Origin of the sequence: Methylophaga marina (assembly GCF_030296755.1) — a bacterium.
GTDB classification, from domain to species: Bacteria; Pseudomonadota; Gammaproteobacteria; order Nitrosococcales; family Methylophagaceae; genus Methylophaga; species Methylophaga marina.
Genome location: NZ_AP027741.1, coordinates 1,921,297 through 1,944,210, shown reverse-complemented (window position 1 = coordinate 1,944,210; position 22,914 = coordinate 1,921,297). Strand labels below are relative to the sequence as shown.

General features: G+C 45.4%; 23 protein-coding genes and 1 tRNA gene. 14 read left to right on the top strand and 10 right to left on the bottom strand.

The window, feature by feature from the left end; all coding sequences use genetic code 11:
• Positions 1 to 89: 89 nt before the first annotated feature.
• From QUE24_RS10015 to QUE24_RS10000, 4 genes are all read right to left on the bottom strand, one after another.
• On the bottom strand, positions 90 to 725 hold the full coding sequence (locus tag QUE24_RS10015) for a thiol:disulfide interchange protein DsbA/DsbL (protein WP_286303694.1): 636 nt from the start codon (positions 723 to 725) through the stop codon (positions 90 to 92).
• Between the two features lie 30 nt (positions 726 to 755).
• The gene (gene ccsB / locus QUE24_RS10010) at positions 756 to 1,913 is read right to left on the bottom strand and encodes a c-type cytochrome biogenesis protein CcsB (RefSeq protein ID WP_286303693.1); all 1,158 of its coding nucleotides are present in this window, start codon (positions 1,911 to 1,913) and stop codon (positions 756 to 758) included.
• Positions 1,914 to 1,950: 37 nt separating this feature from the next.
• Entirely contained in the window at positions 1,951 to 3,963 is a 2,013-nt protein-coding gene (locus QUE24_RS10005; RefSeq protein ID WP_286303692.1) for a cytochrome c biogenesis protein ResB, read from the bottom strand.
• 88 nt (positions 3,964 to 4,051) lie between these two features.
• A complete protein-coding gene (locus QUE24_RS10000; protein ID WP_286303691.1) occupies positions 4,052 to 4,660 on the bottom strand; it encodes a c-type cytochrome in 609 nt (202 codons plus the stop codon).
• Positions 4,661 to 4,751: 91 nt separating this feature from the next.
• On the opposite strand from QUE24_RS10000, the gene yihA reads away from it, so the two are divergent.
• The 5 genes from yihA (at position 4,752) to QUE24_RS09975 (ending at position 9,860) form a co-directional block, all read left to right on the top strand.
• Positions 4,752 to 5,378: a ribosome biogenesis GTP-binding protein YihA/YsxC gene (gene yihA / locus QUE24_RS09995; RefSeq protein WP_286303690.1), complete on the top strand. Its 627-nt coding sequence runs from the start codon at positions 4,752 to 4,754 to the stop codon at positions 5,376 to 5,378.
• Positions 5,379 to 5,389: 11 nt separating this feature from the next.
• Entirely contained in the window at positions 5,390 to 6,646 is a 1,257-nt protein-coding gene (soxC, locus tag QUE24_RS09990) for a sulfite dehydrogenase (protein WP_286303689.1), read from the top strand.
• On the top strand, positions 6,612 to 7,160 hold the full coding sequence (locus QUE24_RS09985) for a c-type cytochrome (RefSeq protein ID WP_286303688.1): 549 nt from the start codon (positions 6,612 to 6,614) through the stop codon (positions 7,158 to 7,160). Before soxC ends, QUE24_RS09985 begins: the two co-directional genes overlap by 35 nt.
• Before the next feature lie 20 nt (positions 7,161 to 7,180).
• Entirely contained in the window at positions 7,181 to 9,682 is a 2,502-nt protein-coding gene (locus QUE24_RS09980; protein ID WP_286303687.1) for a glycogen/starch/alpha-glucan phosphorylase, read from the top strand.
• Positions 9,683 to 9,783: 101 nt separating this feature from the next.
• Positions 9,784 to 9,860, top strand: a tRNA-Arg gene (locus tag QUE24_RS09975).
• An 85-nt stretch (positions 9,861 to 9,945) separates the two neighbouring features.
• Here the strand turns inward: QUE24_RS09975 and QUE24_RS09970 are convergent.
• From QUE24_RS09970 to QUE24_RS09950, 5 genes are all read right to left on the bottom strand, one after another.
• Positions 9,946 to 12,048 carry a methyl-accepting chemotaxis protein gene (locus QUE24_RS09970; RefSeq protein ID WP_286303686.1) on the bottom strand — a complete coding sequence of 701 codons (2,103 nt, stop codon included), beginning with the start codon at positions 12,046 to 12,048 and terminating at the stop codon, positions 9,946 to 9,948.
• Positions 12,049 to 12,273: 225 nt separating this feature from the next.
• Positions 12,274 to 13,014 carry a twin-arginine translocase subunit TatC gene (tatC, locus tag QUE24_RS09965; RefSeq protein ID WP_286303685.1) on the bottom strand — a complete coding sequence of 247 codons (741 nt, stop codon included), beginning with the start codon at positions 13,012 to 13,014 and terminating at the stop codon, positions 12,274 to 12,276.
• Entirely contained in the window at positions 13,007 to 13,387 is a 381-nt protein-coding gene (tatB, locus tag QUE24_RS09960) for a Sec-independent protein translocase protein TatB (protein ID WP_286303684.1), read from the bottom strand. Before tatB ends, tatC begins: the two co-directional genes overlap by 8 nt.
• 17 nt (positions 13,388 to 13,404) lie before the next feature.
• Positions 13,405 to 13,617, bottom strand: a complete 213-nt coding sequence (gene tatA, locus QUE24_RS09955) for a Sec-independent protein translocase subunit TatA (protein WP_286303683.1) — start codon at positions 13,615 to 13,617, stop codon at positions 13,405 to 13,407.
• Between the two features lie 64 nt (positions 13,618 to 13,681).
• Positions 13,682 to 14,686, bottom strand: a complete 1,005-nt coding sequence (locus QUE24_RS09950) for a helix-turn-helix domain-containing protein (RefSeq protein WP_286303682.1) — start codon at positions 14,684 to 14,686, stop codon at positions 13,682 to 13,684.
• Between the two features lie 540 nt (positions 14,687 to 15,226).
• Between QUE24_RS09950 and QUE24_RS09945 the strand changes: the two genes are divergently transcribed.
• Genes QUE24_RS09945 through napH form a run of 9 tightly spaced genes read left to right on the top strand, consistent with a single transcriptional unit; the run spans position 15,227 to position 22,091 of the window.
• Positions 15,227 to 16,078: a methylamine utilization protein MauF gene (locus QUE24_RS09945; RefSeq protein ID WP_286303681.1), complete on the top strand. Its 852-nt coding sequence runs from the start codon at positions 15,227 to 15,229 to the stop codon at positions 16,076 to 16,078.
• 56 nt (positions 16,079 to 16,134) lie between these two features.
• Positions 16,135 to 17,313: a methylamine dehydrogenase (amicyanin) large subunit gene (mauB, locus tag QUE24_RS09940; protein WP_286303680.1), complete on the top strand. Its 1,179-nt coding sequence runs from the start codon at positions 16,135 to 16,137 to the stop codon at positions 17,311 to 17,313.
• Positions 17,314 to 17,316: 3 nt separating this feature from the next.
• The gene (locus tag QUE24_RS09935; protein ID WP_286303679.1) at positions 17,317 to 17,865 is read left to right on the top strand and encodes a MauE/DoxX family redox-associated membrane protein; all 549 of its coding nucleotides are present in this window, start codon (positions 17,317 to 17,319) and stop codon (positions 17,863 to 17,865) included.
• Between the two features lie 23 nt (positions 17,866 to 17,888).
• Positions 17,889 to 18,521, top strand: a complete 633-nt coding sequence (gene mauD, locus QUE24_RS09930) for a methylamine dehydrogenase accessory protein MauD (RefSeq protein WP_286303678.1) — start codon at positions 17,889 to 17,891, stop codon at positions 18,519 to 18,521.
• 45 nt (positions 18,522 to 18,566) lie between these two features.
• Complete coding sequence (mauA, locus tag QUE24_RS09925) at positions 18,567 to 19,133, top strand: methylamine dehydrogenase (amicyanin) small subunit (protein ID WP_286303677.1); 567 nt, start codon at positions 18,567 to 18,569, stop codon at positions 19,131 to 19,133.
• Between the two features lie 24 nt (positions 19,134 to 19,157).
• Positions 19,158 to 20,162: a tryptophan tryptophylquinone biosynthesis enzyme MauG gene (gene mauG / locus QUE24_RS09920; RefSeq protein WP_286303676.1), complete on the top strand. Its 1,005-nt coding sequence runs from the start codon at positions 19,158 to 19,160 to the stop codon at positions 20,160 to 20,162.
• 50 nt (positions 20,163 to 20,212) lie between these two features.
• Entirely contained in the window at positions 20,213 to 20,530 is a 318-nt protein-coding gene (locus tag QUE24_RS09915; protein ID WP_286303675.1) for a cupredoxin domain-containing protein, read from the top strand.
• Between the two features lie 29 nt (positions 20,531 to 20,559).
• A complete protein-coding gene (gene napG, locus QUE24_RS09910; RefSeq protein WP_286303674.1) occupies positions 20,560 to 21,243 on the top strand; it encodes a ferredoxin-type protein NapG in 684 nt (227 codons plus the stop codon).
• 2 nt (positions 21,244 to 21,245) lie between these two features.
• Complete coding sequence (napH, locus tag QUE24_RS09905) at positions 21,246 to 22,091, top strand: quinol dehydrogenase ferredoxin subunit NapH (RefSeq protein ID WP_286303673.1); 846 nt, start codon at positions 21,246 to 21,248, stop codon at positions 22,089 to 22,091.
• A gap of 75 nt (positions 22,092 to 22,166) precedes the next feature.
• Here the strand turns inward: napH and azu are convergent, their stop codons facing one another.
• A complete protein-coding gene (gene azu, locus QUE24_RS09900; RefSeq protein WP_286303672.1) occupies positions 22,167 to 22,616 on the bottom strand; it encodes an azurin in 450 nt (149 codons plus the stop codon).
• Positions 22,617 to 22,914 lie beyond the last annotated feature (298 nt).

The window sequence follows — 22,914 nt, the reverse complement described above, 5'->3', positions numbered from 1 at the left end:
ATATGACTATCACTGGAGTCTTATCTGTTTACTGAATCAGTCAAGTTTTCTTAACTGATCAGCATTGCGGTTAAACCCGGCGTTTTTATTTAGTTGTCTGATGACTCTTCAATAAGAAAGTTAATCACATTAAACAATTCAGGCACGCCACCTGCTGTGCTGGCATCGGTGCGATAAGCGCCATTCACAATAAATGATGGTACACCAGTAATGCCTGATGTCTGACTCATAACCAGCGCTTTTTTCACTTTGCTTTTTACGCTGAAAGAATTCATGGTTTTTTTGAATTCATCACGGTCAATACCTTGCTCAGCCACAAAATCAAGTAATTGATCTTCTGTACTAAGACGACGTTTTTCGACATGGATAGCGTTAAATAATTTTGAATGAACTTTATCAAAATTACCCATGGCTTGAGCAGCGTAATAGACTTTTGCTAACTCTAACCAACTGTCTCTGAAAATAGCAGGCACCTTCACAAAATGCACATTCTCTGGCAGTGTTTCTTTCCATGCTTCCACTTCTGGCTCTAACTTAAAGCAATGTGGGCAGGTATAAGAAAACATTTCTACGACTTCGATCTTGCCATCGTCAGGTGTTGCTAACTTCTCAGCTGTTGGAAAATAATGGGTTCCTTCAACGAAGTTCATCGGAACAGCTGATGCTGCCGTTGAAATCAGACCCAGAAAGAGTCCTGTTGCAAGGGTTTTCACTAATCTCATCATCGTTGAGTATCCTTTACTTTCAATTAATTATTACAACGTACCATAGGAATGAAGGCCGCTCAGGAACATATTGACACCAAGAAACGCAAATAGCGTCACAAATAATCCGACTATTGCCCACCAGGCCATAGGTTTACCATTCCAGCCTTTGGTTAAGCGCATGTGTAACCAGGCCGCATAATTCAACCAAACGATTAATGCCCAGGTTTCTTTAGGATCCCATGACCAATAACCACCCCAAGCTTCTGCGGCCCACAATGCTCCTAAAATGGTTGCCAGGGTAAAAAAGGCAAAGCCAAGAGCAATTGTCTTGTACATCAAATCATCCATCAGACTTAACTCTGGCATGGCTTTGACCCAACGGCTATCAGGGTTTACCTCTTGTCTCCAGACGACCAACACGTAGGCCACACCAATCATGGCAGCCATAGCAAAAGCACCATAACCGATAAAGTTGGCTGGCACATGGATTTTCATCCAATAACTCTGTAACGCAGGTACTAAAGGTTGGATTTCATGAGCATTGCGTTCAAAGCTGTACCAAAGCTGAAATACTACCGCTGCACTAATCACCAGTAAAACAAAGCCACCCAGACTACGAGTCTGATAGCGACGTTCGTAAAAGAGGTATAACAAGGCTGTTACAACAGAAAACAATATAAAAACTTCGTACAAGTTACTGACAGGAATGTATCCAATGTCTGCACCATGTAGATAGGTTTCACGCCAGCGCACCATCAGACCAATCATGCCCATAGTGACAGCGGCCCAGGTTAATCCGGTGCCTACTTTTTCTGTGAAACTGGAGCGGAAAACGGTGCCGGCAAAATAAGTCAATGTCGCCATCACAAATAAGGCACTCATCCACATAAAGGCAGATTGACTCGCCAGAATATAGTTGAGCCAGAAATTCGACTCAGCGGCGTCTAAACTTTGACCATACAAAGAAACAGCAAACAAACTGAATACGGCGACAGCCAGACTATGCCAGCGGAAACCTGGCCAGTATTGGCCCAGGAATCCCATTCCAATCGCTGTTAATACAATGATAGTAATTTCATAATAATCGAGAATATCGTAATACGTACCAATAAGCCCAATAGCTGTGACCAACATTAAGATTCGCCAGAACCAAACAGACCAAGGTGTCTGTAGTGTTGATTTCATTGTTGAGAGGTGTGCCGTCATATTTTAATGCCTCATCGCATAGCAGAAACTAAGAACATCATCCTTCGTCAGAGTTCCGTGACTTTGACTGTAGTTTTGCTTTGATATCCTCAAAGTAATTATCAAATTCTCGAGGATTTCTATTCGTCATCCCCGCCAAATAAACCTGTGATTTGCCGTCTTTTTCTCTTACCCAGACCCAGAAACGCCGCTGAGGCAGATAGAACAATAAGAAGACACCGGCAATTAAAAATGCACAACCAAGATAAACAATGCTTTTGCCTGGTGCATGTGCTATTTGCAAGCCGGTTGATTGGATTTGCGTGAAATCACTCATTTCTAAATACACAGGAGAGCCATATCGAGGTAATGTGCCAATCGCATCAATCGCATCCTGTAAAAACAGAACCTCGGATTGATCAACCGTTTCCCCCTGCTTGAGCTCTAAACCTGAAAAATAAATACGTCCAAGCATTTCTCTGAGCATGGCCAGATATGCCGGAGCTAAAGCATCACGTTCAGCTTCCGGTAGCGTTTTTTCAATGAACTCACTGACCTCACCAAAACCGCCACGATTAAACATCTCGATGAGTGTTTCTAAGGTTTTTTGTAGGCTATCAGCCAAAACAACATCGTCTGTTGTTTGCAAGCTAGATAATGTAGCGAGTTTCATTTCCTCGGCGATATCCTTCACAACATTTTTATTATGAAGTCGTTTCAAAAACTGATAGAAGCCCTCAATGCTGTCATTCTCATCAGCAGGTATATACAAATAAGCAAATTCCTCTGATGGCGAGCCACGAACACCACTCAAGAAATAATATCGGCCATCCCGCTCAACCGGATTCATATAGTTTTGATATTCAAGTGCCTCTCCAGTAGGTTGACGCAGCTTAAAAGTCACACTAGGACCAAAATTACGAACATTGTTAGGATTATCATCCGTAGGATCAGGGTTAATATTGAAAGGTCTGAAATCGGTGATTTCTAACTGCATTTCTTTATCACCCCAGAGCATCTGCTGTGTGTTAAAAACTTTTGTTTCTAAGCTAACGGGCTCACCTTTATCAGAAAATAAAGGCCAGGCTTTCAAAGTCAGTTCAGAGCCACCATCCCCAAAACTAGCTTGATAAATGGCATAACCTTTATATATAAGCGGATGATTCACCGCGATGGTAGATTCAAGCGGTTTCTCCAAATCAGTATCATGAATCACTAAGTCTGACTCAAATGATTTCGGCTGTCCTGTTGGATAGTGCTCTATACGGAATTCCTTTACTTCAATAGTGAAAGGTAAATTTTGCACTAAATACCCATCGCGCATGGCTAGATAAGCCACACTCGCCGCTCTTCCTTCTGGAATACTGACACTGCCTCTAAAGGCTTGTGGCCCAACAGGAAGACGGCTTTCTTTTGGAACCTGGGGAAGAGGTAAATTTCGGGTTTCAACCTGAATTCTGCCCTGCCATTCGGCAAGTTTCAGTGGCAGGTTACTATCAAACAGGCCGCCAACACAGATCACAATAATCGCAACATGTGTCAGGATATAGCCAAGGCGATTCATGCCACCACGCATTGCTGAGACTAAGGTATTTCCTTCACTTTTCTCAGTGACTCGTGTCCTAAAGCCATCAGAGGCGAGCGCTGCGTTTACGGCATCGACAGTCTGCTCTGGTGACGTCGGAGTTTCCCACTCACTACGGTGATGCATGGAACGTAAAGATTTAAGCTGCACATGTGTTCTCAGATTAAACATATCTTTGAACATGGAAGGCGCGTGGCGGATGACACAGACAGTTGTGGAAACCACCAGCAATGCCAATATGGCTAAAAACCACAAAGCACTGTAAACATCATACAAACCCAGTTTTTCAAATACTTCAAACCAATAAGGACCGAATTTGATTAGATAATCAGGATAAGGTTGATTTTGCTGAAGAACAGTACCTATGACAGAGGCGATAGCTAAGGTAATTAGCAATGTAATTGCCAATTCCATCGTGCCTAAAAAATGAAAAACTCGCCAAGCTAAACTGCGATGAGAAACTGATGAATCCTGATTTTGTGACATGAAGTGAGCCTTAAAACGAGTTTCGTTACTCGATTTTAATCTCTCTACATAGCTAAGAATGATTAGCTATGTAGAGAAAGTGTGACGATTATTTCAAACCAAAGACATAAGCTGAAACCGCTTTAATTTCGGCTTCACTCATTTTGCTGGCAATATCACGCATCATGCTATTAGGGTCATTGGCTCTTTCCCCTTTAGCAAAAGCATGAAGCTGTGCTTCCACATACGTGCTGTATTGTGATGATAACTTAGGCCATTTCGCCGCAGGCACGCCATTACCATTTGGTCCATGACAAGCCATACAAGCGGGCACGCCTGTTTCTTTGTTGCCGGCGCGGTAGATTTGCTCGCCTTGTTTGACTAGTTCTTCAGAAACAGCACCTGGTGCCATTTTTTTACTCGCAAAATATGCCGCCAAATCAGCCATATCTTGTTCTGATAAGTTGGCCACCATCGGTGCCATCAACGCATTCTGGCGCTCACCACTCTTGAAGTTGGCTAATTGTTTTTCGAGGTAACCGGCACCTTGTCCGGCTAATTTGGGAAAAGCATCAGAAGGACTATTTCCATCTGCGCCATGACAGCTTGCACATACAGCCGCTTTTTTCTTACCAGCATTGATATCGCCGGCCGCCATCACTTGAGTGCTCATCGTAACCGCCACACCGAGCATGGCTATCTTCACTAATTTTTTCATTATTTTATTACCTGAAAACTAAGCTAAATCATCATCGAGAACTTTGGGTATGCTACTCTTGTTAGGATAATTTTTCACCCAAAATGGTTCCATGTCACAACTATATAGAAAAGCCTATTATAACGGCAGTGCTACTGAGCTGTCCCAGTTACCTGAAGATCAAGGTTATGAGGTGGCATTTGCTGGTAGATCCAATGCCGGAAAATCCAGTGCGATCAATTGCATAACGGAAATCAGCGCGCTCGCCAGGACAAGTAAAACGCCTGGCCGTACACAAATGATTAATTTTTTTAGCTTCGACGATGAGCGAGCCTTAGTCGATCTTCCTGGTTATGGCTATGCCAAAGTCCCTGAGAAAATGAAGCTAAAATGGCAGCATACTTTGGCTCAATACCTTGAAACCAGGCAGTGTTTGCGGGGAATGATGTTAATGATGGATATTCGCCACCCATTAAAACCATTCGATATACAGATGCTAACCTGGGCTAACCAAGCTGATTTGCCAGTACATATACTGCTCACTAAGTCTGACAAACTCAAAAAAGGCGCGGGTAAACAAAGTCTGTTATCTGTACGCAATGAACTTAAAAAGCTCTCCTTAAACGCCTCTGTACAGCTATTTTCATCCTTGAACAAATCGGGCAAAGAGGAAGCCACTCAAAAGCTTGATGACTGGTTCGAAGTGAATCAGGGAATAGAATTTTCCCCAGGTGACTGAAGGATATCTAAATGAATAAATCACTACTTAAAAGCCGACGCCAGTTTCTACAAGGTACGGCTTTGAGTAGTGTTTTTCTCGGTTTCAGCTTACCTGTGCAAGCACAGCCAGTCTCAGAAGAATTACAGCAAACCCTCCCCGACTCTATGCTGAAAGCGGGATCGAATTTCAGTAACTATGGTCAACCTTCTATTTACGAAAAAGATATTATTCGCTGGATATCTGCCAACCCAAACGTACCCGGTAATGGTGTGTCATGGACACCATTAGAAGAGTTACAAGGTACTATTACGCCTAATGGTTTGCATTATGAACGACACCATAATGGTGTGCCTGATATAAATCCATCCTCACATGAAATCATGATTGATGGTTTAGTAGACAAGCCACTAACGTTTTCGATTGATGCCTTAAAACGCTACCCGCAAATAAGAAAAATCTGCTTTATCGAGTGCGGAGGCAATAGTAATGCTGGCTGGCGTAGCGCTCCCATTCAATCAGCTGCAGGCTATGTGCATGGCCTTGTCTCTAATGCCGAGTGGACTGGTGTTCCACTCAGACTGCTCTTAAATGAATGTGGCATTCAAGCTGAAGCGAAATGGGCCATTGCTGAAGCAGCGGATGGTGCCGCATTAAATGTGAGCCTTCCCATTGAAAAATTACTCGATGATGCAATTTTGGCCCTATACCAGAACGGCGAACGCCTGCGACCTGAAAATGGTTATCCGGTTCGATTGTTACTCCCGGGTTGGGAAGGCATCGTCAATGTGAAGTGGTTAAGACAGTTAAAGTTAGTTGAACAACCTGCGATGACCCGGGATGAAACGGCCCAGTACACTGACTTACTGCCTACAGGTAAAGCAAGACAATTCAGCTTCACTATGCAAGCCAAGTCACTTATTACCAGTCCTTCAGTTGGGATGACACTGCCGGATAACCCCGGCATTTATCAGGTCACCGGGCTTGCCTGGTCAGGTAATGGCAAAATCCGCAAAGTCGAGGTATCAGCAGATGGCGGTGATACATGGGTCCAAGCAGAACTAAGCGATCCTGTTTTAGATAAAGCTTTTACTCGTTTTAGTCTGCCGTGGCAGTGGCAAGGTCAATACGCAATATTACAAAGCCGAGCTACCGATGAAACGGGTTATCAGCAACCATCTCGAAATACTCTCATTTCAGAGCGCGGTGACAATAGTTTTTTTCATTACAACGCGATTGTCAGCTGGGAAATCAATGAAGACGGTCAGATTAGTCATATTTATGTATAGACACATTCTATTCTTTTTACTGTTTTCTCCAGCACTTGTCGCCGAGCCATTAGTCCAGCCATTGGGTAAAGATGCTGTGCAACAATCACAGCAAACAGCATGGAACCTTACTATAACCCCTGATGGCAAAAATTTACCTGTGGGACATGGCACTGCAGAGCAAGGCAAACAACTATTTAATCAGCACTGTGCCAGCTGTCATGGATTTGGTGCCATCGGCGCCAGCGCTATGCCGCTGGTCGGTGACGTTGGCTCGCTCACGGATGACTACCCAGAGAAAACCGTAAATAGCTATTGGCCTTATGCAACAACACTTTATGACTACATTCGGCGAGCCATGCCCCCCTCAGCACCTTTTTCTTTGAGTAGTAATGAAATCTACGCACTTTGCGCTTATATTTTAAATCAGGATGATATACTCGAGAACGATGTGGAACTCAATGAAGTCACACTACCTCAGGTAAAGATGCCTAATCGGGATGGGTTTTCTCCCATCTATCCAAACAAACGCTGAAATAATTTAAGGATCTGTCTATGAGCCCACGTTACGCATGTACTGCTAACCCCGCCCCGGAATTATTCGACACTGAAAAACTGGGAATGAATAGCGATGCTCTCATCAAAGATTTCAAACGTTATTACGGTACACACTTAGCTCAGGATAAAGGCTGTGCTTCGGGTCATTATCTCTATTCGTCATTAGCACTGACATTAAGAGATCGCCTGTTCAACCGAATGAAACACACCAAGCACACCTATGCAGAAAAGCACTGTAAACATGCTTATTACTTATCAATGGAATTTCTGATGGGCCGAGCCATGGGTAATGCCGTGCTCAACTTAGGCCTGGAAAAAGAAACGACCAAAGCATTGAATGAGCTGAATTTGGATTTTGAAAACCTGATTGAAATGGAACATGACGCCGGTCTCGGTAATGGTGGCCTGGGTCGCTTAGCCGCCTGCTTCATAGATAGTTGTGCCACGTTACAATTACCGGTAACAGGTTATGGTCTGCGTTATGAATATGGCATGTTCCAACAACGCATCGAAAATGGATTTCAGGTAGAAAAACCTGATCACTGGTTGCAAGATGGTAACCCGTGGGAATTGGAGCGGCCTGAATTTACTCAGCGCATTAAATTTGGGGGTCATACCGAGTATCATCCAAGTGATAGTGGTGATATGCGTGTTCACTGGGTAAACACCAATGATGTCTTAGCTATCCCATTTGATCTGCCCATCCCCGGTTATCAAAATGGCACTGTTAATGTGCTGCGGTTATGGAAAGCCGGTGCCACTGATGAGTTCAACCTGGAAGACTTCAACTCCGGCTCCTACACAGAAGCCGTGGCGGCTAAAAATGAAGCTGAAAATATCAGCATGGTGCTCTATCCGAATGATGCCAGCGAGAATGGTAAAGAGCTCCGTCTACGCCAGCAGTACTTCTTAGCCTCAGCCAGTTTGCAAGACATTATCGACTACTGGGTCACCACCCATGGTGAGTCATTCGATAATTTTGCCGAGAAAAATTGTTTCCAGCTAAATGATACTCACCCTACTGTGGCAGTTGCCGAACTCATGCGTTTATTAATGGATGAACATGGACTGAGCTGGGATAAAGCCTGGGACATCACCTCCAACACGATGGCCTATACTAACCATACTCTGTTACCAGAAGCTTTGGAGCGCTGGCCGGTCAATATGTTTGGGCGTCTGCTGCCACGCATTCTGGAAATTATTTACGAAATTAATGCCCGCTTCCTGCGTGAAGTCGCCAGACGCTGGCCGGGAGATAAAACCAGATTAGCAAGAATGTCGATTATTGAGGAAGGCGATGAAAAGCAAGTGCGCATGGCCCATCTTGCCATTATCGGCAGTTACTCGATAAACGGTGTCGCCGCCTTGCACTCTGAGTTACTGAAAAAAGGCTTATTCCATGATTTTTATGAACTCTGGCCGCATAAATTCAATAATAAAACCAACGGTGTAACCCAACGTCGCTGGCTAGCCTGGTGTAATCCGGACTTAAGTGAACTGATTACAGACACCATTGGTGATAAATGGATTACTCAACTCACCGAGCTGAAAAAACTGGAAGAGTATGCCCATGACAAAACGTTCCAGAAGAAATGGCATGCGGCTAAACTTGCTAATAAACAGCGCTTGGCAAAATTAGTGAAAGATAGCTGCGGCGTCGAGTTTAATCCTGAAGCGATGTTTGATATTCAGGTTAAACGTATTCACGAATACAAACGTCAGTTACTTAACATCCTGCATGTTATTCATCTCTATGACCGTATCAAACGTGGCGATACGAAAAACATGACGCCACGTTGTGTCCTATTCGGTGGCAAAGCCGCACCGGGTTATGTCATGGCAAAACGTATCATTAAATTGATAAATAATGTCGCCAGTACAGTAAATAATGATCCGGATGTGGGTGATCTGTTAAAAGTCGTGTTTTTGCCAAACTACCAGGTCTCAGCCATGGAAGTGATTTGTCCTGCAGCTGATTTATCTGAGCAAATTTCTACTGCCGGTAAAGAAGCCTCTGGTACAGGCAATATGAAATTTATGATGAACGGTGCAATGACCATTGGTACGCTCGATGGTGCCAATATTGAAATTCGTGATGAAGCCGGCGCAGAAAACTTCTTCCTGTTCGGCCTGACTGAAGATGAAGTAACTGAGCTTAAACCAACATATAATCCACGGTTTATTATTGATAACGATGCTGACCTGAAACGTGTTGTCGACTTATTGGAGTCTGGACACTTCAACCAATGTGAAGAAGGCTGTTTTGATGACATCATTGCTGCCTTTACCAGCCCCAATGATCCGTGGATGACCGTCGCCGATTTCCATAGCTATGTCGAAGCCCAACAACGCGCCGCAGAAGTTTATCAAGACAAAGAACGCTGGATTGCAATGAGTATTATGAACAGTGCCAACAGCGGTATGTTCTCTACCGACAGAACCATGGAAGAGTACAACAACGATATCTGGAAGCTGGAAAAAATTAACCCACGCTATTAATTGATTGATGCCAAGAGAGTGTTATCACTCTCTTGGTAAAAGACACTGTGAGCCGTAGCAGATTACGGGCAAAGTCCGTATAATCTTCGGCTCAACTTCACGCGCCTGTAGCTCAGTTGGATAGAGTACCAGTTTCCGAAGCTGGGGGTCACAGGTTCGATTCCTGTCAGGCGCGCCATTTTATTTATCAAACATCGTCTCCCAATCATAAGAAAGCCGGCTTGGTTATGAATCCATACCAGCATATCAGAGCTGGAAAAAACCTAAACCTTGAATAACGCCAGTTTCTCTTGCAGTCTGCCAGCAGCTAGATCCAGTTCATTCCCCACGCCACGCAATTGTTGCGCTCCTTTTGAGGTCAGGTGCACCAGTCGCGAAACCTCGGAAAGATTATGATTAACTTCATCACAAGCGGCTGACTGTTGTTCTGTGGCTGCAGCAATTTCCAGCGTCATTTCAGTCACTTCTTCGATAGCCTGATTAATATCATTTAACGCTGATTCTGCCTGTTGTGCCAACTCTACTGTTTCTGATACGTGTTGACCGCTTAGATCTATTGTATTTAATGCTAGCTGATTACTTTGCTGCATGATGGTTAGTTGCTTACGCATATCAGCCACAGCCTGGTGAGTCTGACTCGCCAGGTTTCTAATCTGCTCTGTAACGAGGTCAGGCTCAGCTTTATTCTTGCTGACCGTAGGATTATCTGTGGATTGGTTCGTCAGGTGATTGATTTTTAGTGCAATATCATCAAAAACTGAGATAATTTTCAATATATTATCGACATTTTTTGCCATACTCTGCACGGCAACTTCCGACTGGCGAACCGACTGACTGATGTGATCAATGGTTACAGTTCTTTTTTGAAGAACTTCTGTCCCTACTGTTGTTGCATCATTAGCATATTGCACAAATTGTGATGTTCGTTCAGCACTTGCAGCGATTTGCTGTGCTGATGCAGCCATCTCATTCATCGTCAGTACCATATCCTCGATCAGGCTTTCTTGTTCTAACATCTGAATGCTCGTTTCTACACTGATCTGTCGGCCTTCCGAAGATAATTCACTGACATCACTGGCAACTGGAAGCAACTGCTTAACCAGATTTTGTAGCTTTTCAATAAAGGTATTTAATAGAAGAGATAGTTTGCCTGTTTCATCACGATAATTAATATTTAATCGCTGTGTGAGATCGCCTTCTCCTTCAGCTATGGAAGTCACCAGTGTGGTCATTTCTGTCAGTGGCCGGATACTTTTGCGAGCCACTAGCCATATCGTAAACACCCCAAGTAGTGAAAGAAATAAGCCTAATATTGTTGTTGTCGTTATAAACCGTTCTTGTGCGAGTTCAAGGAACTGATTTTGCTTGATTACATCAGCCATCACAATTTCTTCGGGTACTTCCATATATGCAATCCAACGTTGCTCATTGCCCGGCAGATGGAAAGGTTTCATGACGATGAATTGTTGCTTGGAGTGTAGAATTCTGGTTTCATCACTGGCCGCCACTTCTCTGAGATTGTCGCGTATTGATGCTTCCAACACTCTCAAGTTCTGACCAATTAAATAAGGATGTTGACTATGCCCTGAGATCACACCTCTGGGACTGACCAATAATGTCCTTCCCCGGCCATCGTATAGTCGTGACTCAACGTCACTGATCACTGATTGCAAGAAGCTGGCAGAGATATCCACACCAGCAATACCGATAAATTGCTCATGAACTTTTATCGGAGCGACAAGACTACTCAATAAGACTTCCTTGTCATCTACAGGGTAAAGATAGGGATCAATTACACAACTTTTGCCACTCTCTTTTGAACAGAGATAATATTCCCCAACTCTGTTGCCGTTCTCATCCAGGTTTTTGTCCTCCAACCCTTCCAGCAAAGCCACCATAAAATCATTATTGTCTCTCGTCACATAGGGCATGAAGCGACCTGCAGCATCACTTCCCTTTGTCTGTTTTGCCAGTTTATCTGCCCCATCAAGTGCATTGGGTTCAAAAGCCACGTAGGTCGCCAGAAAGTTTGGGTGGTCCGATAAAGTTTGCTCAAGCATGCGAATGGCCAACTCTCGTCTATCATGGTTGCCTTCGGACTTCACAACAGCATTCATTGCAGAGGCAACACCCTGTATTGAATGCATTGCAGATAAAAGCGGTGTAGATAATTCCCCGGCTGTATCACTAGCCAGTACCTGAAGATAGTCTTCAACCTGACCACGTGTCACCTCATAACTCTGAGCGGCAAGCGTTTGTTTTATCTTGTCAAACTGCCATAGTCCGACCAAGACCGCCATCAAAACAACGCTAAGAAGCCCGAGTCCAGCCCAGATGCTAAAACGTTGTTGAATGGAAAAATGCATTGTTTATTCCCGACATGTCACATACCGAACACTGGCTGATGCCAGAGCTATCTCAGAGCACTCTGATTACGGTGGACAAATCTGTCACATTTTCTATTACAGCGCAATTATCCCCCCTTTTTTCCAAAGGAATCACATACGCTTCAATCAAACGGTGTTGCTCTTAAACCCCATTCAGCAAGGAGCACATGAAAGACATTTTAAGAGTAGGCTAATCATTAACTTTCAGGATGTATGCTCATACTGATGATGCTTTTTTTGCTGTAAGGCATGGGCGACTAATATGCCAATTTCGTACAACACCCACATGGGAATAGCCAACATAAACTGAGAAATAATGTCAGGCGGCGTAATAATAGCGCCAATAACAAACGCACCAACAATGACGTAGGAACGCGCTTGCTTCAATGCCGTCACACTTACCATCCCAGCCGCGACCATCAGTACCACCGCGATAGGTGTTTCAAATGCCAGGCTGAAAGCAATAAAAAGCACAATGATGAAATCTAAATATTTACCAATATCAGTCATCACCGCGACTCCTTCGGGAGCTGTACTGGTGATAAAACCGAACACGACAGGAAAGACCAAGAAAAAAGCAAAAGCCATCCCACAAATAAATAGAAAAACACTGGTGATGACTAAAGGTGCAATAAGATGGCGCTCATTGCTATACAAACCAGGCGCGATGAAAGCCCAGATCTGGTAAAGCGTATAGGGAGATGAAATGATAAAGGCGGCTAACATCACCACCTTGAGAGGAACAAAGAAAGGGGTAGTCACTTCAGTGGCAATCATTTGTCCCCCTGCTGGCAAAGCTTGTAGTAAAGGGGTTGCCAAAAACTGATAAATATCATTTGCAAAGGGAAATAATGCGAGCATGATGAAGAAAATCCCAGCCACAATTTTCAGCAATCGTTGTCGAAGTTCTAACAAGTGACTGAAAAATTCTTCTTTACTACTCACTTAGCGATTCCTTCTGTTGGGTCACACTTTTTTTATGCTCAGCGACTTTGGTTGTTGTAGCACTAGGGTTTTCCCTGGCTGTTTCTGAAGCAGGCGTTTCAGAGCGGCGAATCACTTCGGCAACCGGCTGCATGCCTTTACGAAGCTCATCATTCAAGCCTTCTTTTTGTTGTTTTAGCTCTTCCTGCAACCGTAAAAGATCGTCAGATCTCATTTCTTGATCGATATCGTCTTTAACAGCCGTCATAAACCGTTGAATACGCCCCACCATCACACCTAGAGTCTGCGCTACCTTTGGAAGTTTATCGGGACCAATAACAACCAGCGATACCAATAGAATGACGATAAGCTCGGGGAAGGCGATATTAAACATAGTCAAATACGCTGGTGTTACTGTTTATGCCTGGCTTTGTTATTCACACTGTCAGTTTGATTGACAGCATGATCGATAACACTGATGTCTTGCTCTTCACTCATCGCTTGTTTAAATCCTTTGACAGCACCGCCCAAATCTCCACCTAAATTCCGTAATTTTTTGGTGCCAAAAACAAGCGCTACAACCGCCAGAACAACGAGCCAATGCCAAATACTAAAAGACCCCATTTAACTGTCTCCTTAAATGATGTGGATATACTAAGTTTCTATAATTATGATTGGGCGTACGTAATCAAAGCCGTGATCGCTCCAGTGTCTCACTCGGACACTCCCCGAATAGCTCACGGTAATAACGTGCGAACAAACTCATATGCCAAAACCCCCAATGCGATGCCACACAGGCGATATTACTGATTTGCTCCGACTTGTATTGAAGCTCAGCCCGAATCTTGTGAAGACGAATATTTCGCATATAAGCAACAGGAGTGATGCCAAGCACTTGCTGAAAAGCATGGTTCAATGTCCGGCGACTAATATTCAGAGTGGTACAAATTTCACCAATGGTAATGGGATCACAATGCTGGGCTAGCGTGAGCTCACGTACACTTTTGACGATATAGCGATGTACTCTGTACTCATGTCGTCGGCCGTTGTTGTTGCTGACCGCTGACAGTGCCTGCACACACACACTGAAAACGGTATCTTCAAAGTGTCGCCAACTGTTTGGATGACTGGTGCCATCATCAAGATTTTTCGCCATATGCTCTGTGCCGATGTATAAGATTGCCAACAAACGGCTTTGTATAGCAGGAGGAAGCGCCTCTACTGGATTTGCCCTATCCATAATGGGGCGAAGATCCACCTTTTCTACTCTTTCTGCATATTCCTCTAGCCTTTGCTCAGCAATGACGGCAACATTGATTTCAGACGAATGTGAAGTCCTGAATAAGAGTTCATCATTTTTATCCAGAGTAATCAGCGAATTTTTGTCTAGCTTACTGCCACACCATAAAGCCTCACCCTCAACAATAGTTGGTAATCCAATCACATAACTGCCTGGTGGTGGACTGGCAAGCTCATCCACAGAACGATTCATCGCTTCACGAAAGATCTGTACTCCCTGACAAGCAACACTGGTCACCGTACCTGAAAACTGCCCTTTATCTAGTTGCGTGTAATCTTGTGACCACATTGGCAAAGCTGCTGCTTGCTCTAAGACATCAGTTAATTTAGAGCGTACTGCTTTTATTTCAATTTTAGCTAGGTCGTCATCTACCCATATCTTTTCTTGATTCATATTTCTCTCCCTCGGAACCAAGCCATCAAACAAACCATAACTTATTATTTTTATTAAGAATATATTGGTTTACCTGTCTTATTATTTTTATCAGGTTGATAACTGGCACTTACGATAATAGGCCTTTTCTGGGATAGCTAATAGTAGAAATCGGCAATATGTCAGTCTGAATAATGAACTGAGTTTGATCATGGCTGTAGGGAGAGGACCAGTATCATCACTCAGACCATCGATGAACCATCATGGCATGAGCGAAGAATTGAGCAGATGACAGACTATCGAAGGTAAAACAGACAGTTAGCCCAATCATCACTCATCCACTCACATGTTAGATAACATCCTCACTGTGTTATGCCGTTAACACAAAGTTTCAATTGAAATAGCGTTTGACTAGCAAGAATCGGCAACATCAATAGTAGTTATCCCCATTCTGATACTTCAATGCCAGTTTTTGATACGGCAGGGATTTCCCTCTGGCTATAGTTGTTACGAAATTATTTCATCAACAACAAGTGACCGGCAGGTCCGAGGAGGTAGAGAGTGAGAGCAGATACACACGCTGGTGATTATAGCCAGACATCGACTGTTGAGAACAGCTCAACATGTGTGCCTGATGCGATTAGTTTTTCTGAGTCAAAATCATCAGGACAGCGATTTGCCATTATGTTATCGGCAATAACCATAGGTGTTGCAACAGGCATTGCACTGAATACACAAGCGTCATCGATGCTGACGGCAATGTTTTTCGTTTTAACTTTTGTTGGTGGCCTGTTATCCACTTGGTCTCCATGTGGGTACTCAAGCCTGAGCCTGCTGCGACCAGCCGGGAAATATTCTTTTGGTTCAGTCGCTCGCTGGACCCCCACCTTCATTACTCATGCGATTGGCTATGCCATCGGTGCACTCATGTTGGGTGGTGCACTAGGTTTAGTGGGTGCTTTCTTATTCGAACAGTTAGCTTTCAGTCATATGATAATGGGACTGGCGATACTAGCAATTGGTTATGGGGCACATCAACTTGGTTTTCTAAAAATGCCCTACCCACAGCGTCGAGCTCAGGTTCCACATGATGCTCGTTTTCGTTTTCGCTCCTCAACAATTGGCCTGCTTTATGGCTATGCGCTGGGGATGAACTACCTGACTTACGTACAGACACCGATCCTCTACATCGTGACCGGTGCTGCGTTGCTGAGTGCTGATGTCACTACAGCAATCACTATCATCGCCATCTTCAACATCGGGCGCTGTCTGCCTGTTGCGGTGAACTTTCTGCCTATTTCCAACCAGTCCGTTCAAGCTTGGCTAGCGAAATGGCAGGAACGTGCTGTTGAACTGGATGGGTTTCTTCTGCTGTCAATCGGTGCAGCCGCATTAACCATGTTATCGCTGTAAACACAGGTGAGACCTCATCCTTAACTCATAATAAACCAAAATAGTTTGGAGAAGATATGACACTATTTAACCTTAAATCAAAGCTGCGACAAAAAAGTCTAGCAGGGGGCATTGCTACGGCAGCGCTGATGGCTACCACTTATCCAGCACTAGCTGATATTGCTGTTGAACAACAGACCATTGAAGTTGCCCCAGCCAGTGACTCAAAGCGTGTTTATGTCACTGACCCTGGCCATTTCCAGATGACCTCTCAGGTGTTCACCATCGACGGTAACAACAACAAGATCCTGGGTATGTCTGATGCCGGTAAGCTGCCTCATGTGCTGCTCGGTGACCAGGGTAACTTCATGGCGATTGCTAACACCTGGTATGACCGCATCGCCCGGGGTAACCGTGATGATTACATCGAAGTCTTTGATACACAGACTCACGATGTGACAGCAGACATTGATATCCCTGAAGGTCGCTTCCTGACCGCTGTTTTTACCCACATGGCAACGCTGAGCACTGATGACAAGCACATGATGTTCCAGCAGTTTTCACCGGTACCGGCAGTGGGTCTGGTTGATCTGGAACAAAACAAGTTCGTCAAAATGATGGATACCCCGGACTGTTACCACCTGTTCCCGGCACCGGAACAGAACGTGTATATGCACTGCCGTGACGGTTCAATGCTGAAAATCAATTACGACGATGAGGGTAATTCCACTCAGACTCACAGCGAAGTGTTCCATCCGGAAGACAGTTATCTTGTCAATGAGCCTTACTACTCGGATGTGACTAACCGTCTGGTATGGCCGGATTACGAAGGCCGTATCTATCGGGCAACCCTGACTGCTGATGGCGCTGAATTCAAGGAGCCTATCGAAGTCTTCACTGAAGAAGAGAAAGCAGACAGATGGCGTCCAGGTGGCTGGCAGCTGGTCACTGTTCATAACGACAGTAATGAACTGTACCTGCTGGCAGATCAGCGTGGTGAATTCACCCACAAAACACCAAGCCGTTACGTGTTTGTAGTCGACGCCGATACCGGTGAACGCCTGCGCAAGATGGAACTGAACCATGAAATCGATTCCATTGCTGTCAGCCAGGACGACAAACCGTATCTGTTCGCCTTATCCGCTAACGAACAGACTCTGTACACCTTTGATGCTAAGACAGGTAAGAAAATCGGCGAAACGGCAGGACTCGGCCGCTATCCGCACATTCTCACCCTGCCTCAGGATAGCGAGTAAGACATGAACTGGCTTACTAACGATCCTGCCCTGTCAGTACTGGCCACACTTTTTGTGGGGCTGGTACTGGCGGTAGCAGCCATTTCCAAGTTGCGTAGCCCTGACGAGTTCCAGGGTGTGGTCGACAACTACCGTTTGTTGCCGGGCTTTCTGGTTAAACCGGTAGCCAAGCTTCTGCCTTGGATTGAACTGGCATGTGCCGTCGCTTTGATGGTGCCGCCTGTACGTGAAATAGCTGCCTGGGTAGCAGTGGGACTGTTCGTGATGTTCTCGCTGGCATTGGCCATCAATGTCGGCAGGGGCCGAACCCATATTGACTGCGGTTGTGTAAGACGTCCGACCAGTCGGAGCCGAATCGGCATGTTCCATGTGCTGCGTGCGCTCTTTCTTGCCGGCGTCAGCATCTACATCGCTTTTAGTTCACTGGAAATAGCCAATATCTCCCTCGCATCGTGGCTGATTGGTATGGCCTCAGCAGCACTGCTGGCCATGCTTTATATAGCTGCAGATGTGATGGTGGGATTGCCAAATTCCCGTGAATCAAGAACTTAATTTTTTAGTAAGGAAAATTTACAATGAGTTTCGATATTCTTATTGCTTCAAATGTGTTGCTTTGGGCAGCTTTTCTGGCTCTGGCTGCACTTATGGTAGGTGTTATTCGCCAAATTGGTCTGCTACACGAACGGTCAGCACCACTGGGTGCCATGATGGTCGATCACGGACCCGATATTGGTGACAAATCACCTGTGTTCAACGTGAAAACCTTCACCGATGAAAAAGACTTGCTGGTCGGTCGCGCTATCACGCCTGGACGTCCAAGCCTGTTGATGTTCACCGGTCCTTCCTGCCCTGTTTGTGCCAAGCTGCTGCCAATTATTCGTGATGTCGCAGCAAGTGAAGGCGCAGATGTCATTCTGATCAGTGACGGTACGGCTGCTGAACACCGTGAGTTCCTGAGCAACCACCCACTGAAAAATGAGTATTACGTGAACTCACCAGAAATTGGCATGCGCTACCAGGTTTCCAAAGTCCCTTACGGTGTACTGCTGGATGCCGATGGCGTGATAAAAGGCAAAGGTCTGTGCAACACACGTGAGCATGTTGAAAGCCTGTTTGAAACCGTACGACTGGGTCACGCTTCACTGCAGAGCTACCTCAAAGACAGCTCTACTGCCAAGGAAGTGACAGTGGGCGAGCAACTGCACTAATCATTGATTTGAGAGTAGAACCAAAAAACATAACGGAGAAGGCAAATGACAAAGAAATTAGGATTTGACGCTGCTATTGAGAAACTGAGCCGTCGTACCGCAAACAAAACCGGTCGTCGTGGCTTCGTGGGTAAACTGGGTGGCTTCCTGGTAGGTGCGACACTGCTTCCCTTGCTGCCAGTTGATCGCCGTGGTCGTCTGAACAGCGCCCACGCCGCTGACGCCAGTGACCTGGATGCGGCCAGAGCAGGTTGGCAACCACAGGATCAGGATCCACAAGCCTGTGACTACTGGCGGCACTGTTCTATCGACGGGAACGTCTGTGACTGCTGTGGTGGTACGCTGACTTCCTGTCCTCCGGGCACCAGCCTGTCACCGAGCTCATGGGTGGCCAGCTGTTACAACCCGGGTGACGGTCAGACTTACCTGATCGCTTACCGTGACTGCTGTGGTAAGCAAACCTGTGGTCAATGTGCGTGTCTGAACACAGAAGGTGAACTGCCGGTTTACCGTCCTGAGTTCTCCAACGACATCGTATGGTGCTTCGGTGCAGAAAATGATGATATGACCTATCACTGCACCATCTCACCAGTCGTTGGTAAAGCCAGCTAAGTTGGCCTGAGGCATTCTTACATCATGAAGATCAGAATCCTCGTCATGTTGGCATGCACGGTATTTTCCGTGCATGCCAGTTTGGCTGATGACACAATCAAGCGGAGTGATTATCAACGTCCCGAGGCCATTCCGGCGCCGGACTCCAACCCGCTTACTATAGAAAAAACAACGCTGGGTAAAGCCCTGTTTTTTGACCCGCGTTTGTCCCGAGATAAAGGTATGTCCTGTGCGACCTGCCACTCACCGGATCATCGCTGGAGCGATGGCCGCGTTGTGCCGCTGGGTTCGGAAGAACTTGAGCAGCCGAGACGAACGCCCACTGTCATGAACAGCGCCTGGCTTAAAGCATTAATGTGGGATGGCCGAGCCAACTCACTGGAAGCGCAGGCAGTGCTTCCCATCACCACGCCACACGAAATGAACTACAACATGGATGAATTAGTTCAGCGACTAGGTGAAATTAAAGGTTATCGCCCCTTATTTGAGTCTGCCTATGGTGATGCAGAAATCACTACACAGCGCATTGCGATGGCATTAGCGACTTTTCAACGTACCTTGGTCTCCAATGTTTCAAGCTTTGATCGTTGGGTAGAAGGTGATGATGAAGCTATCAGTGTCAGTGCTCAACGTGGTTTTCAAGTATTTAACAATAAAGCCCAGTGCGCCGCTTGTCATAAGTCATGGCGTTTTACTGATGATAGTTTCCATGACATTGGGCTGGATAGCCCGGATCTGGGTCGTGGCAATACCATCCCTGTCGAGGTGACGATTATGCAGCATGCTTTTAAAACCCCGACCTTACGTGATCTGCCAGAAAACGGACCTTTTATGCATGATGGTTCCATGACCAATCTGGAGCAAGTGATCAAACATTATGAAGACGGTGGTCTCAAACGTCCCAGCCTGTCTAAAGAAATGTCGCCATTTGAACTAACTGAACAACAAAAAGCCGATCTGATTGCCTTTTTGAAAACCTTAAATGGTGGTCCATTAGCACTTTCTCCACCCGAATTACCCGAGGAGTAGCATACGTGAACAGGCAAGTAACACTTTGGCTCATGACTATAGCTTGCATTATGAGTACGCTCATTCTACCCGTTGCCAGTGCCGAACAGGCGGGCGACTCAGGGCCGGTGGTTCATAATATGTCTCTGACCCACCACGATTTTGAAGACTGGTCGTTTACCCCGAGCGCCAATGACACCCTGGCGATCACCAACAAATCTGATGTTGCACACAGTATTTATGTCACCTACCCCGACGGCAAAGTGGTGAACTTAGGCGTACAGCTTCCGGGAGAAACCGTCAGCTTGACTATTCCAGCAGCCGGTGATTACCTTTTGCAATGCTGGATACATCCGGTTATCAGAGCCGAAATGACGGTAGCTCCCTGATATTTGCTGTTTATCTGCTGGAGGTACTAATGGCAGAAAATCAACGAGACACTAACCATCAATTAGACGATCCCGGAAAGCGGGAAACCTTTCGTCATCTATTCAAACGTTTTGGAGTGGTACTGGTGGGTACCATCATTGGACAATCCATGATTCTATCCCGTCCAGCACGCGCTGCAGAAGCGCTTCGCCCACCAGGCGCATTGCCGGATCTGGACTTCGACTCATCATGTATACGATGTGGCTTATGTGTTGAAGACTGCCCCTACGATATTCTGAAGTTAGCCAGTTGGGCCGATCCTGCTCCACAAGGCACGCCCTATTTTGTAGCCAGAGAAGAACCGTGCCGGATGTGCACCGATATTCCCTGTGCCAAGGCCTGCCCGACCGGTGCACTTGATCGCCATATGACCGATATAAAAAAAGCGGATATGGGCGTCGCTGTACTTGTTGACCATGAAACCTGCCTCAATTACAAAGGTTTGACCTGTAGTATTTGCTGGCGAGTTTGCCCCATTCGTGATGAAGCCATCACCATTGAACCTATCCAGACTGAGGCAGGAAAATTGATGATTCCTACCGTGCATTCAGACATCTGCACTGGATGCGGCACCTGTGAAAAACATTGTGTCTTGTCTGAAGCGGCCATTCGCGTACTTCCACGCGAACTGGGCTTAGGCCTGTCTGGCAGGAATGCCGTTGGGAGGAGCTAAGTATGTTACATCGTCTGAAGCGTGGCCTCTATCGGCATCGCTGGTTGTTAATGCGCCGTATCGTACAAATCTCCATTTTACTTGCCTTTATTGTTGCAATACCGGGTTATGGCAAGATTGCTGATGGCAATTTATCGTCTAGTCTCTGGTTTGAACAACTCAAACTGACCGATCCTTTTATTCTTCTCCAGTCTTTTTTTGCAGGTTCCCCTATTGCCTTGCCCGCGCTTATGGGGGCGATACTGGTCGGAGGGTTTTATGCTTTCTTAGCCGGTCGTCTTTACTGTAGCTGGGTATGTCCCATCAACTTACTGACTGATTTAGCCTATTGGTTACGTAAACGTCTCAATATTAAAGGCAATATGAATTTATCGCGTCATTTACGACTCTGGATCTTAGCCTTATCTCTGGTGCTTTCTTTTTTAGGCGGGACCTTGGCGTGGGAAATAGTGAACCCTATTACACGATTCCAGCGAGAGTTAATATGGTTTTCTTTAAGTGGAGCGATGCTGCTCGGCGCTTTATTTTTGTTTGATTTATTTGTCAGTCGTCGTGCCTGGTGCGGCCATCTGTGCCCAGTAGGTGCTTTCTATGGCATTTTAGGACGCTATGGTCGACTCAAAGTGACATCCACACCAACAGAAAGCTGTGATACCCGTGGCTGTTCACGTTGCGTTGCTGTTTGTCCTGAACCACATGTACTGGCCCCTGTAGTGTCAAAACAAGCCTTATCCGTTACTTCAAGTGATTGTACTCGTTGCGGTGCTTGTCTTGATGAATGTAGCGAAGGAGTTCTGTCAATGAAAATTGACTTAGTGGGGATGGCAAATAGAAAAGCTGACGATTAAATAAAAAGATAAAGGTGGGCGGCAAACCACCACACCTTTATAACAGGGGATACAAGAGGAAGCTGAAAGGTATTTTTATTCTGCTTGTTTCACGGTGCCGCGCATCATAAATGTGTGACCAGGAAATGAGCAGAAAAAGCTATAGTCCTCATTTTTATTTAACACACTCGTTTTAAAGGTTGTTGAGGCACTTTCACCGCCACCGATGATCGGTGTGAATGCGAGCACACGCTCATCATCCTTTGGAAGGAAATCATTTTCGAGCCCTTCTGGTGCACCGGCTTGAGCAATGGCATTCACATCTGAAGTCTTGGCTAATACCCAGTTATGACCAAGCCCATCTTTAGATAGCTTACCTGTATGCGTGAAATTGACAGTAAATTCATCACAATCAGATGGCACAGTGATTGTCTTAGTGTTGTATGACCATGAATCACCCGCAGTAATTTCTACTTCACAAGTATTGGCACTTGCTAAGTTAGGTAAGGCAAATGCTAAAGGAATAAAAAAATAAGAAAAACGCATATTAACTCCATGAAAAAAATCACAATGTGAGCAATAAGTTTAATGGCAGCGTTTATATCTCAGTAGCAAAAATGGGCATTGTTCGAGTCATGTCATGTTTCTTAGCGAATGTTTGAATCCCACCATCATAAAAGCCGAAACAAAACTATTTTCGACGTTCAAATTGAGAGAGCTAATGGTGCTACTTTTTCTACTAAACTCCCCTCCGCTCCTCTAGCGACACAAAGCTCCAATCGCATGCGACTAACCGCTATGTAGAGATAATGGGCTATTTACCTGAAAATCTGGGGTAATTATC